This window comes from Candidatus Paralachnospira sp. LCP21S3_A2 (assembly GCF_052118925.1).
Taxonomy (GTDB): Bacteria; Bacillota; Clostridia; order Lachnospirales; family Lachnospiraceae; genus Lientehia.
Genome location: NZ_JBQKGG010000004.1, coordinates 25,302 through 37,861 on the forward strand (window position 1 = coordinate 25,302; position 12,560 = coordinate 37,861).

The 12,560-nt window shown below is 47.8% G+C and carries 14 protein-coding genes; 13 read left to right on the forward strand and 1 reads right to left on the reverse strand.

Features of this window, described 5'->3' with window-relative positions:
- Genes rsxE through ACTQ3K_RS04830 form a run of 3 tightly spaced genes read left to right on the forward strand, consistent with a single transcriptional unit; the run spans nt 1 to nt 2,033 of the window.
- Nucleotides 1-696 (forward strand): electron transport complex subunit RsxE, encoded by a 696-nt coding sequence (rsxE, locus tag ACTQ3K_RS04820; protein WP_441566271.1) that lies wholly within the window; start codon nt 1-3, stop codon nt 694-696.
- Nucleotides 696-1,274 (forward strand): electron transport complex protein RnfA, encoded by a 579-nt coding sequence (locus ACTQ3K_RS04825; protein WP_441566272.1) that lies wholly within the window; start codon nt 696-698, stop codon nt 1,272-1,274. Before rsxE ends, ACTQ3K_RS04825 begins: the two co-directional genes overlap by 1 nt.
- Nucleotides 1,275-1,289: 15 nt before the next feature.
- Nucleotides 1,290-2,033: an RnfABCDGE type electron transport complex subunit B gene (locus ACTQ3K_RS04830; RefSeq protein ID WP_441566114.1), complete on the forward strand. Its 744-nt coding sequence runs from the start codon at nt 1,290-1,292 to the stop codon at nt 2,031-2,033.
- 42 nt (nt 2,034-2,075) lie between these two features.
- On the opposite strand, the gene ACTQ3K_RS04835 is transcribed toward ACTQ3K_RS04830, so the two are convergent.
- On the reverse strand, nt 2,076-3,101 hold the full coding sequence (locus ACTQ3K_RS04835; RefSeq protein WP_441566115.1) for an FAD:protein FMN transferase: 1,026 nt from the start codon (nt 3,099-3,101) through the stop codon (nt 2,076-2,078).
- Between the two features lie 85 nt (nt 3,102-3,186).
- Between ACTQ3K_RS04835 and rsxC the strand changes: the two genes are divergently transcribed.
- The 10 genes from rsxC (at nt 3,187) to ACTQ3K_RS04885 (ending at nt 12,523) form a co-directional block, all read left to right on the forward strand.
- The gene (gene rsxC, locus ACTQ3K_RS04840; RefSeq protein ID WP_441566116.1) at nt 3,187-4,536 is read left to right on the forward strand and encodes an electron transport complex subunit RsxC; all 1,350 of its coding nucleotides are present in this window, start codon (nt 3,187-3,189) and stop codon (nt 4,534-4,536) included.
- Complete coding sequence (locus tag ACTQ3K_RS04845; RefSeq protein WP_441566117.1) at nt 4,533-5,459, forward strand: RnfABCDGE type electron transport complex subunit D; 927 nt, start codon at nt 4,533-4,535, stop codon at nt 5,457-5,459. The genes rsxC and ACTQ3K_RS04845 overlap by 4 nt, the downstream gene beginning before the upstream one ends.
- A 2-nt stretch (nt 5,460-5,461) precedes the next feature.
- Nucleotides 5,462-5,860, forward strand: coding sequence for an FMN-binding protein (locus tag ACTQ3K_RS04850; RefSeq protein WP_441566118.1), 399 nt, complete (start codon nt 5,462-5,464; stop codon nt 5,858-5,860).
- A 15-nt stretch (nt 5,861-5,875) separates the two neighbouring features.
- A complete protein-coding gene (locus tag ACTQ3K_RS04855; RefSeq protein WP_441566119.1) occupies nt 5,876-6,625 on the forward strand; it encodes a hypothetical protein in 750 nt (249 codons plus the stop codon).
- A 34-nt stretch (nt 6,626-6,659) separates the two neighbouring features.
- Nucleotides 6,660-7,025, forward strand: a complete 366-nt coding sequence (locus tag ACTQ3K_RS04860) for a NusG domain II-containing protein (RefSeq protein WP_441566120.1) — start codon at nt 6,660-6,662, stop codon at nt 7,023-7,025.
- 29 nt (nt 7,026-7,054) lie between these two features.
- Nucleotides 7,055-7,543, forward strand: a complete 489-nt coding sequence (locus ACTQ3K_RS04865; protein WP_441566121.1) for a Gx transporter family protein — start codon at nt 7,055-7,057, stop codon at nt 7,541-7,543.
- Between the two features lie 435 nt (nt 7,544-7,978).
- On the forward strand, nt 7,979-8,275 hold the full coding sequence (locus ACTQ3K_RS04870) for a hypothetical protein (protein ID WP_441566122.1): 297 nt from the start codon (nt 7,979-7,981) through the stop codon (nt 8,273-8,275).
- A 286-nt stretch (nt 8,276-8,561) separates the two neighbouring features.
- Entirely contained in the window at nt 8,562-9,725 is a 1,164-nt protein-coding gene (locus tag ACTQ3K_RS04875; protein ID WP_441566123.1) for a hypothetical protein, read from the forward strand.
- A 229-nt stretch (nt 9,726-9,954) separates the two neighbouring features.
- Entirely contained in the window at nt 9,955-11,409 is a 1,455-nt protein-coding gene (locus ACTQ3K_RS04880) for a DUF3502 domain-containing protein (RefSeq protein ID WP_441566124.1), read from the forward strand.
- Nucleotides 11,410-11,413: 4 nt separating this feature from the next.
- Nucleotides 11,414-12,523 (forward strand): hypothetical protein, encoded by a 1,110-nt coding sequence (locus ACTQ3K_RS04885; RefSeq protein WP_441566125.1) that lies wholly within the window; start codon nt 11,414-11,416, stop codon nt 12,521-12,523.
- The last annotated feature ends 37 nt before the right edge of the window (nt 12,524-12,560 follow it).

Sequence of the window (12,560 nt, forward strand, 5' to 3'; positions counted from 1 at the left end):
ATGAAAGATGGTTCAAAACAGATTTTTAAGGGAATTGTGACAGAGAATCCCATCTTTGTGCTGGCGCTTGGCATGTGTCCGACCCTGGCAGTTACGAAGACCGCCATTGACGGTATCGGCATGGGACTTTCCACCGCAGCGGTTCTGATCCTTTCCAATATGATGATCTCGGCGCTTCGGAAAATCATTCCGGACGGTGTACGTATGCCGGCCTATATCGTAGTGGTTGCGACGTTTGTAACCGTAGTGGAATTTTTACTGGAGGCCTATGTGCCTACCTTGTATGATTCCCTCGGTGTTTACATACCTCTGATCGTTGTAAACTGTATCATTTTAGGACGGGCGGAATCCTTTGCGTCCAAGAACGGGATTTTCCTGTCCATGTGTGACGGCATCGGTATGGGGCTCGGTTTTACTGTGGCACTCGGAATGATCGGTATCTGCAGAGAGCTGATCGGTGCAGGAACCATGTTCGGTGTGAATATTCTCCGTCCGAACGCAACGTTTGCTCCCATCGGGATCCTGGTACAGTCTCCCGGAGCATTCCTGGTCGTGGCGGCTCTGGCGGCCATCCAGAATAAGCTGGGACTGAAATCGGCAACCAATAAACGAGGAAAGCCCAAGGCCGGCTGCAACGGAAACTGCATGGCATGCCACGGCTGTATCTCTGAAAACGGAAAGGAGGAGAAGGCATGATCAAAGAACTGATTTTTATTGCGATCTCGGCTGCGCTCCTCAATAACGTGGTGCTGAGCCAGTTCCTGGGCTTATGTTCGTTCCTTGGTGTATCTACCAATACAAGAACGGCAGCCGGAATGGGAAGCGCCGTATGCTTTGTTATCACCATTGCCTCGGCGGTGGCAAACCTGTTATACTATCAGATCCTGGTGCGGTTCCATCTGGAATATCTTCAGACCATTGTCTTTATCCTAGTAATCGCAGCGCTGGTTCAGGTAGTGGAAATGTTCCTGAAAAAATTTATCCCGGCCCTTTACCGGGCGCTGGGCGTTTATCTTCCGCTGATCACAACCAACTGTGCGGTGCTTGGTGTGGCACTGAAAAACGTACTGAACAAGTACAACATGGCACAGAGTGTCGTATGCGGCTTTGGTACAGCTCTCGGCTATACCATCTCCATTATCATTCTTGCCGGAATCCGTGAAAGAATTGCCGACAATGATATTCCGGAGAACCTGCAGGGTGCACCCATTGTTCTGATCACGGCAGCGCTCATGTCCATCGCCTTTATGGGCTTCAGCGATCTGAAATTCTAAAGGAGGAAAGAAGATATGGATATGAGTGGAATCATAGCGGCCACTCTGGTGGTCGGGATCACAGGACTGGTGATCGGCGTTCTTCTTGGCATTGCCGGAAAATTCTTCGCCGTCACGGTAGATGAAAAAGAACAGAATATTCGAAAGTGCCTGCCTGGAAATAACTGCGGCGGCTGCGGATATGCCGGGTGCGATGCACTGGCGCATGCGATCTTCACCGGTGAGGCGAAGCCCAATGCCTGTCCCGTAGGCGGTGCTGCAGCGGCAGAAGCCATCGGAAAAGTGCTTGGTGTCGAGGTCAAAGCAGCAGAACAGCGGAAGGCCTTTGTACAGTGCAAGGGCGATCTGGTCCATGCGACCCTGAATGAAAAGGGGCGGAAGATCTGTAAGTACGGCTGCATCGGCTGCGGTCTCTGCGAGAAGGCATGTAAGTTTGGTGCGATCCATGTGGAAGACAGTCTGGCGACTGTGGATGATGAGAAGTGTGTGGGCTGCGGACAGTGTGCCGAGAAGTGTCCCCGCCATGTTATTGCCATGGTTCCCAAGCTGGCAGGTCATATGGTGGCCTGCTCAAACCTGGATAAAGGAAAGGCAGCAAAAGAGGTCTGCCGTTATGCATGTATCGGCTGCGGTGTCTGTGCGAAGAACTGTCTGGCAGGAGCCATCTCTCTGGAGAGCGGCGTAGCACGGATCGACGAAACGAAGTGTACGGGCTGCGGAACCTGTGCGGAGAAGTGCCCGATGAAGGCAATCGTGTAAGAAGCGCAGGGAAATCCCGAAAAGGGATTTTTGAGGATAAGGTCATTGGGCAGCTGCTTCTGTGATGGAAATGGCATCAGTAAGACCGGCAGAATAATGAATTTCATAATCGTCGGTGATGAACACGGCATAGGTGTTTTCTAGACTGTCGATCAGCGCCATGCCCCGGTCGAGGCCCAGCGAAAAGCAGGTGGTGCTTAAGGCATCTCCGTCCACGGAGGCCGGACTCAGGATCGTCACAGAGAGAAGCCCGTTATCGCAGGGATAGCCGGTGGACGGATCCAGGATATGGTGATAAAACACGCCGTCCTGTTCAAAGCACCGCTCATAGACACCGGAGGTGACGACGGACCAGTCGTTTACTTCTGCGATCAGGAGCGGCTGCCCCTGTTCATCAAAGGGCTTCTGGATCCCGATCTTAAAGGCAGAGCCGTCCGGCTTTGCACCGACACAGAGGATATTTCCACCGAGACTGATGGTGGCGCTTGTAACGCCCTGTTCCAGCAAAAAGTCCTTCAGGCGGTCGGCAATATAGCCCTTGGCAATGGCACCGAGATCCAGGATCGTTCCGTTATCGGAAAAGGAGATCCGGTTTCCGTCAAGGGAAACCTTCTGAAATCCTACATGGGTCAAGGCCTCTGCAAGAGCGGACGGATCGGGGACCATAGGCGTTTCCGAGGTAAAATCCCAGAGGGAGGAGCAGGAGCCGATGGTTAAGTCAAAGGCGCCGCCGGAGCGTTCACTGTAGGAAAGACCGGTACGGATCAGCGATAACGTGTCGTCCGACAGTTCGTCCGTTTCCCTGTGATTGATCCGATACAGTTCGCTGCCTTCCTCGGTACGGCTGAACAGATCCTCATAAGATTTACATAACGAAAAACAGTCCTCGATGATGGACTCGTCATCGGTCCCGTAAAGGGTGACGGTGACCTGAGTATTTAATAAAAATGTCGTTTTTGATACAGAGCTTTGCCGGTTCCGGCCGCAGGCACTGAAAATGCAGGTGCAGACCAGCATCAGTGCAGAAAGCAGGATCAGCCGGCGAAGGGTAATCCGATTATTTATCATATAAACCTCCTATATGCAGTCTGAGATCAGTATAGCATATTTTTCCGGACAGGAAAACGGAGAGTTTATAGGCAAGGAGGAAAGAATGAGAAGCAAGGAACAAAAGTTTCCGGGCGGCGTCCATCCCACGGACGGCTCAGATAAGGCACTCAGTAAGAGTAAGCCGATTGTTTCCTTTATTCCGGAGGTCATCGAGCTTTCGATGTCCCAGTCCGGTGCCAGTCTCTGTGAGCCGCTTGTGGCGGTGGGAGATCATGTGGAGCGGGGCCAGCTTGTGGGGCAGCCGAAGAATTTCACAGCAGTGAAGCTTCATGCCAGTGTAAGCGGTACTGTAACCGGGATCCGCACAGAGCAGAAGGGTCCCATGGAGGTACCGGTCCTGATCATCAAGCCGGACGAAAAGCAGCCGGCTGTTCCGGAGCTTCCTTATAAAAAGGAATGGATGTCTCTGGATGCGTATTCCAAAGAGGATCTCATCGGAATCATGGAAGACGCCGGGATCACCGGTATGGGCGGAGCCGGCTTTCCCGCTCATGTGAAGTATAAGACTGATAAGCCCATTGAATATATCCTGGTAAATGCCTGCGAGTGCGAAAGCTATTTAACGTGCGATTACCGCATGATGCTGGAGCATGGCATGGAGATCTTAAACGGTGTCCATGCACTGGTAAAGGCGGGCGGCGCGAAGAAAGCGCTGATCTGTACGGAGGATAATAAGAAAGACTGTGCGGAGCATTTAAAGAAGCTGATCGGTGACAAACAGGTTCCCATCGAGGTTCTGGTATTTCCGACAAAATATCCGCAGGGCGGCGAGCGCCAGCTCATTGAGGCAGCCACAGGAAAAGAACTGGTTGCCGGAGGGCTTCCGGCGGACGCAGGCGTGATCGTTTCCAATGTTCAGACGGCAAAGGCCATGGGGGATGCCGTGTTCGGAAAAGAACCCAGTATTACCCGCTGCATCACCGTGACCGGCCTGGTGAAAAAACCCGGAAACTTCCTGGTTCCGCTTGGAACACCGCTCAGAGAGCTGCTTCAGAAATGCGGCGGCCCGTCGGAGCTTGACAATAAGGTGATCCTGGGCGGCCCCATGACCGGCGGCTGTATCGGCCATCAGATCAAATGCAAGGAGCTGCCCCAGTCTGTGACCAAGGTGAGCGGCGGTCTTTTACTTCTGAAAAATGACGGAGTGGAGGAAACGCCCTGTATCCGCTGCGGTTCCTGTATTAAGGCCTGCCCGGCAGGACTGACGCCCTGGAAGATCGATTTCGCAGTCCGGAACGGAGATACAGAACGGTGCGAAAAGCTGTATGCAACGGAATGCATCGGCTGTGGCTGCTGCTCCTATGTATGTCCGGCAAAGCGCAATCTCTGCCAGAATACCGTAAAAGCGCGAAATGATGTGCGTGCCATGATTCGGGAAAGGGGGAAGAAATGATGGAAAAAACATATCTGAATCCGCATATCCGGACCCCGAAAACCACGGAACGGATCATGAAAGATGTCTGCCTGGCGCTGGTTCCGGCATTCATCGGAGCCGTATACTTCTTCGGTGTCGGAGCCTTTTTCCTGACACTCGCCTGTGTGGCAACCTGTGTGGCATGCGAAGCACTCTGGGAGAAGCTTAACCATCTGCCGGTCCGTATGGATTACAGTGCGGTAGTCACCGGTATGCTCCTGGCATTCAATTTATCATCCAATACTCCGGTATGGGTGGCGATCCTGGCCTCTGCCTTTGCAATCATCGTTGTAAAGCAGTGCTTCGGAGGGATCGGAAGCAATTTTGCCAATCCGGCTCTGATGGGCCGTCTGTTTGTCATGGTGGTGTATCCCTCCAAGCTCATGAGCTATGTGGCTCCCGGCCCGGATGCGGTTTCCTCGGCAACGGTGCTTACCATGGCCAAACACGGAGAGGCGGTTACTTATTCTGTTTTTGATATGTTTCTGGGACGGATTCCCGGTGCGTTAGGTGAGACGAGTGCCCTGCTTCTGTTACTGGGCTTTGTCTTCCTGGCAGTCCGAAAGGATCTGGACTGGATCATCACCGTGGTTTACCTGGCAGTGACCGTGGCGGTTACATCTATCGCCGGTATGAATCCTCTGGTGTCTCTCTTCGGAGGCGGACTGATCCTGGGCGGCTGCTATATGCTGACCGACTATACCCTGAGCTCTTCCCGTGCAAAGGTCCTGTTTGGAATCATCGCCGGACTTCTGACGGCGCTGATCCGGATCTTCAGCCCGACCTATCCTGAGGGTGTATGCTTTGCGATCCTGACAGTGAATATCCTGTCGTACTTCATTGAGCTGTTCATCAAGCCCCATATCTACGGTGTGGCGCCTAAGAAGAAAACGGAGGAATAATTATGGAAACAGAAAATAAATACCGTGGTGTGGCGACACTGGTTGTCGTGCTGTTCATTGCATTTTTTGTTGTTCTGGAGACGAAGCTTCTGGCTGGAGGCGGTTCCTCTCAGACCGTACCCGGAGCCAATGGCTACAATGCCGGTGAGTACACCGGAACCGGACAGGGCAACAACGGTGAAATCAAAGTGAAAGTAACCTTTTCCGATACGGCCATCGAATCGGTGGAAGTCGTAGAACACAGCGAGAGTGCCGGAATCTGTGAACCGGCCATGGAACAGATCCCCCAGGAGATCGTTGACGCACAGACCTATAATGTGGACGCAGTCAGCGGCGCGACCATGTCCTCCAAGGGTATCATGGCGGCGGTGAAAGACGCCATGGAACAGGCTTCGAAATAGACGGGAGGGATCAGAATGAAAGCAAAATATCCTGTGGAACCTTTTGCGGTGGCATTCATCATGTTTACCGCCTCCATGCAGCAGGCGGTCATCGTCGGGATCATGCTTCTGGCAGCATCCTGTGTGGGCTGTGTCCTGCGAAGCGTTCCCGTCAGCGGCGGCCAGTGGACGAATTCAATCCTCAGTGGCTTTCTTACCGCAGCGGCGATTGTCGGTTCCTTTCTGTATGTAGGTGTACAGCTGGACACCATGACCATTATCGGCATTGCGGTTCTTGCCCTTTTTGTGGTTCGTTATGTATTCCTCATGGGAGGAAATGAATCGGTCAATAATCTGGTGCTTCAGGGGGCAGTTGCATACGGAATGCTCATGCTGGCAGCGTATTTCCGGGAGCTTCTCGGAAGCGGAACCCTGTTCGGTTCCCTGATCACAGACGGTGCGGCTGTGTCCGGTGCTTATTTAAAACCGGCATTTGGTTTTATTCTGGCTGGTCTTGGCCTTGGCCTCACAAACCGGATCTTAAAGTGCAGCGATTCTGATGAAAGCCTCTGGACCCTGGTTCCCATGACGGTGCTTTATTCGCCGTTTGTTCTGGGCGGAGTTCCGGAGATCATCGGCGGACTGGCTGGAACAGTTCTGGCGCTGGTGGCCTTTATGGCAGTGCGTCAGAGGCTTCTGTATTCATCTCCGCTGCCGTATATGAAGAGGCTTCCGGTCCACTTCCTGACCATGGGCATCATCTACATGGTAATGACCGTATTGTAATACGGGACTGTCATACTGGAATCGAGAGAATGAGATGAAGAAACGATATACACTCTGGCTGGCCGCCGGGATCCTTGTCCTGGCTGTCGGCCTCTGGCTGTTTATGAGGCTTACCAGAAAGCCCGGGGCAGAGGTGGTGGTGACGGTGGACGGAACCGAAACGGCACGCTACGCCCTTTCCGAACCCCGATCGGAGCTGATCGACACGGGACGCGGAACAAATCTCCTGGTAATTCAGGACGGAAAAGCAAAGGTCACAGAGGCAGACTGCCCCGACAGGCTCTGCGTCAACCAGAAAGCCATTTCCTATCAGGGAGAAAGTATCATCTGCCTGCCCCACAAATTAACCGTCACCATCGAGGGCGGCGAGCACGGCAGTGTGGATGCGGTTGCACAGTAACCGTCGGATCTGCCGGGAAAGGAGACACCATGAGAACCTCAAAGATCGCGCGTTACGGGCTTTTGATCGCCCTGGCGTTTATCTTCAGCTACATAGAAAGCGTTCTTGTGATTCCCGTTCCCGTCCCCGGAATCAAGCTGGGGCTGGCGAACGTGGTGGTGGTGGTCGCCCTGTACCAGATGGGGAATCTGAGCGCTGTTTTTGTATCGGTGATCCGCGTGCTCCTTACGGGGCTGACCTTCGGAAATCCCAATATGATGCTTTACAGCCTCACTGGATGCAGCTTAAGCCTTCTGGTTATGATTCTATTAAAAAAAACCGGAAAGATCGGAATTTTGGGAGTCAGCCTCGCCGGAGGCGTTATGCACAACCTCGGGCAGATCGCGGCGGCGGCCTTTGCCCTGGGAAACACTGCGGTCTTTTCCTATCTTCCCGTTCTGCTGGTTTCCGGCAGCGCCGCCGGACTGGCCGTGGGAGCCGCCGGGGCAGAGGCGGTAAAACGGCTGCCGAAGCTGTGAGGTTTGGATGACAGTTGTTTGATTTGGTAATGATGAAAAAGTTGCACAAATACTGGTTGACAAAGTATGAATACTTTGGTAGTGTTGATATATAAGAAAGACAAAATAAAAGGATTACAAAATCCTGCCGGAGAAACACGACAGGATTTATTTATCCATAAAAATACTATAAAAATAATAATTTAATTGCGCGGATTGTTTAAAAAGAAGATACAATACCAGCAAAAGAGGCAGTAAAAAGATCGTAAGTGAGAGGCGATAGATAAGCAGAGAATTCCAATTGGTACAGCCGGATTTGAAATAAAGAAAGAAAAGGCAAATGATATTTTTGCACTTATTACAAATCTCAAGTAAACTAGAGATGATGTAATTGAAATAAATGGAGACGAACAATTTTATGAGTTGTTCGCCTCCGTTAGAAAGGGGAGGATTTATATGAATAGAGTAAAAAAAAGAATATATTTCTTGGATTTGTTTTTGGCATGTGTTTTATTAATTTATTCTATAATTATTTATTTAACAAATAAGAAAATAGGATTTGAATTGGCATCTGGAAGTGAAATATTAACGAAATATCGTATTTTAGGACAGAAACTAGGTAGTATAATATGTGCGATAGTTGGAAGTGGTTATATTATTGGCCTTTTGGTGGTTATGAAGTCAATTATATGGGAAAAAGTCACCATTATACAATTTGGAGGATATTTTTTAATTCAAGTTTTTTTACAATAATGAGTGTTGGATGTGTGGCAGTATTTGATTTTAAATATATATGGGATTATTTTTTTCAAATATGGTGGATACTTAGTTAGGAAGTGATTTGTTTCGTATATGGTTTAATTAGAATAATTCAGTGTAAAGTCACAGGGTTAAAGAAAATATAATTCCAATGGTATTTTAAAATGGTTATGAAAACATAAGTCCATAGTGATAAGAAAGTTATTTGTCTGACGAGATTGAAATACAGAAGCTGGAAAGGCCCGGAAAGTAAGGATGCACGGAGAGGGTGTGAGGGATCATGGCGATGAGAAAACGATGGAGTTGTTTCCTGATTGCACTTTTTTGCCTTGCAGGCTGCGGAAAAAACGGAACAGAGGAAGCACATCGGAAGGCAGTACATACAAATGGGATCGAATCGCAGTCGGAAACAGGAATCCTTTTTTCCGGAAATGTGGATAAGCTGTATTTTTATGATATTTCTCAGAAAATAACGTATCCATTATGTGCAAGGCCTAATTGTACGCATGATTCCGAAGAAACCTGTTTTTCCAGGATTTTTTCAAGGCTTGGAAGTAATCCGTTGCTGTATGACAACCAATTATATTATACAGAATTGAATGAGGAAAACGGGAAAATATCTTTAATGAGCGCTGATCTGGACGGAGAAAACCAAAAGGAACTGGCCGAATTAAGTACCGTACCGGACGGTATGTTTCTGTATAATGGAAAGATCTATATGCCGCTTCAGCAGTTTTTATCCCAGGGAACCGGATCCGGAGATTATAAAAGCAGCAGCGGAATTGCCATGGTTGATTTAGAAACCGGAAAACGGGAAACGATGTTTCGGGCAGAGGGCGGCATGGACAGTACTGCTGTCTGGTATATCAAAGAAATTTATGATGGGAAGCTGTTCTTTATGCTGGATGGAGGAGGCACAGATTATTCGGATGTCGAAAGGGGTTATTACTGTCTGGATCTGGAAACGAAAGAGCTGGAAACGATGGATTTTGATTCCGACTGCCTGGATACATGCTGGATAAACGGAAAGGCTGTATTTTATGATGGAGTAAAGGAACAGGAGAATCCGGAAGCCGAAAAACATTACTGGCTGTATGATCTGGAAACAAATGAGAAAACGTGTTTAACCTCCTATCGATTATGGGGACCCGGAATTCTGACAGAAAAAGGATATCTTTACATAGAATGGGATAATACCGAATATAAGCAGGGCGTTTGGAATTTATACGAGACGGAAAGCGGAAAAAAGACCGAGCTGTTTTCGTTTGTAAAACAAGAATTGTTCACGCCACGATTCCTGTTTGAGGAAGAGAACAGGGAGATGATAGGCGGTTTTTATGAAACGAAAGAAGACGGAAAGGGCTGGTACAAGATTTCGGTCGATGATTTTATTTCAGGAAAGAAGAATTATGAGCTGATGCTGAATTATTTTTTTCTAGAATAAAATTTGAATACTGAACCTGAATTATTTATGAGCATATAAAAATGCTCAATGCTGCAAAACCTTGTATCAGTTCCCTTGTAAACAAGAGTCATTCTCAAAAATGGGTAAAATATCCCTGTGGGATTTAATCAAATTATTTTGGAACTGTCAAGGTACGTTAATGGTTACGATTCCAAGCCTTTCAGGATACAATATAGAAATCGATTAATAAATGTAGAGAAGGTGAAAAATGAGAGGAATAAAACGGTTTTTTATAATATGTGTTTTAACCGGGATAAATCTTTTTGGCCTGACATCCTGCGGAAAAGAGACGACAGAGCTTACCTGGTGTGTGTATGACTGTGAACAGCCGGAGGAATGGCAGGAAAATGTGAATGAATTATTGAAGAAAAAGGGACTGGCGTATCGAATAAATGTTTATAATGTGTCATCACTGGGAACTGATTTCGGAACGGAACTGTTTGATTATGAAGCATATATGAGATTTTATTTTGATAAAGCCGGACAGGAAACAATGGATCTGATTGGTATGCCATCGCTTGTTGGATATATGGATTTTTATGAAGAGGCAGTCAGAAGCGGATTATTGGAGCCATTGGATTCTTATCTGGAAAGTGATCAGGAATTTTCGGAAATCTATCCGGAGAGGATCTGGAATGTGATGCGTGTGAACGGAACGGTTTACGGATTGCTGAACACCTGGGAAAATTTTAAACAGTACTATGTGTTTAATGAAAAGTATTTAGATAAGTATGACATCACGGTGGAAGATCATATGGAAATGGAAAACATCTGTGATCTGATTCAATTCATTAAGGAGAAAGAGACAGAAAATGGTGAGAAAGCGTTTCGGGCAACAGAAACCTGGAGACCGTTTCGCGTACCTGGATATGAGGATACCGTATGCAGTTTGATTTCCATAGACACAAGAGGAGAATCACCGCGGGCAGTCAATACTCTGGATATTCCAGAGGTTCAAAAGAATATGGAGATGCTGTCGAAGCTGTTTCAGGAAGAGTGTATAAGCGTCGGGGAATCTGAAGATTTTTATGAAAAAGGGCAGTTTTTGCTGATAAGGGAATACAGCTACAGCGCAGAGTCAGCGGAATTACGGGTAAAACAAGGCTGTTGCAGCGGAGCGGAGATCCCTCTGAAAGCGGTGGCCTGTTCGGAGGGAGATAATGTATTCAGCCGATGGGGATATGTAACCGGCATTGCGGCAGGAAGCAGGCATAAAACAGAAGCCGCGGAGTTTCTTTCAGCTGTTTATACAGACCGGGAATTATCAGATGCGCTGGCATATGGGAAAGAGCAGGTGGATTATCAAAAGGGATCCGGGAAAGCAGAACCGTATGATTATGGTCAGGTACCGTTTACGAACCGTCAATGGTTTGGCAATAATCTGATTCTTACGCCGTCAGGCGTGGATTCGGAGAATCGGGAAGAGGAACTGAGAAATATTTATGAAACGCTTCCGGTAACAAAGATGGCAGGAAAACGTCTGGATTTGAGTAATATGGAAAGTGAATTACAGCAGGTTATGAATGTATATGACAAGTATACACCGGTTCTTTTCGGAAATGGCTATACAGAGGAAAAAAGGCAGGAAATAAAAATGGAACTGGAGAAGGCCGGGATCCAGAAGATACTGGACGAGATGAACCGGCAGCTGGAGGGGAAGTGAGGGCATGGAGAATAAAAAAATCAGTCTTTTAATTGGAATTGTTCTGATTATTGGAATTCTGGCGGGCTGCGGTTCAAAAACAGAATCGGGAAATCGTGGTGTCATGGAGGGAAAAATCGTTGTATGTCAGAGAAACTATTGTACGGGAGAAGAGGGAGTCCTTGTTTTAGATAACAGTGGGATTGTTATGTTTTATGATGCGGCCACAGATCAGTATGTTCCGCTTTGTGCAGAACCGTCCTGTAAGCATGAAACAACCGCATGTGCCGCTGTTTCAATCGGAGGAAGAGCAAACTGGATTTTGTATCATGATGGAAGGTTGTACTATGACTGTGGGGAAAATCATGATTTGTACTCCGCAGATATGGATGGAAAAAATGAAAGAAAGATTGGAAATTTCGGGCATAACATTACGGTAAGTCCGATGATTGCCATGAACCATAAATTATATGCAATTCCAAATGATGATACACTTGATGAAGAAGGATATTTAACCGCAGTGACAACCCAGCTTTTAGAGGTAAATCTGGAATCCGGAGAAATCAGGGAGCTGACAGAAGCCGTAAAACAGGAAATTCCCAATGACAGACTGATAGGACAATATCAGGATCATCTGTATTACGTTGATCGCCGGGAGCGGGCACTGTATGTGATTGATCCGGAGACAGGAGCGAAAAGGCTGGAAGCAGAAAATCTTTATCAGATGCAGGCGATGCTGTCGGAGGAGCTTCTGGTTTATATCCAGTATCAGGAAGATCCGAAAGAGGAAATTCTTTGTGAGAAAAATCTGAAAACAGGGGAAACAAAGATTCTCGAACGGAGAGATCTGGAACAGGAAGAAGAATTTTGGCTTGATTACTGGGACAATGCGATTAAAACAGTATCGTTGGGAACTTACGAAACCGGCGGTTTATATCGATGGAATCAAATGGATGAATTTGAAAAAATACGGGCCTTTCTTAATGACGATAGTTTTATTATCCAGGCAAGGTATGGAGATGTTCTGATTGGAGAAAGCTGTGAGAAATCGATCCCGGGAGCAGCAAAAACAACGGTAGAGAGCTATTTGTCTGACGAGATTGAAATACAGAAGCTGGAAAGGCCGGGAAAGTAAGGATGCACGGAGAGGGTGTGAAGAATCATGGCTAAAC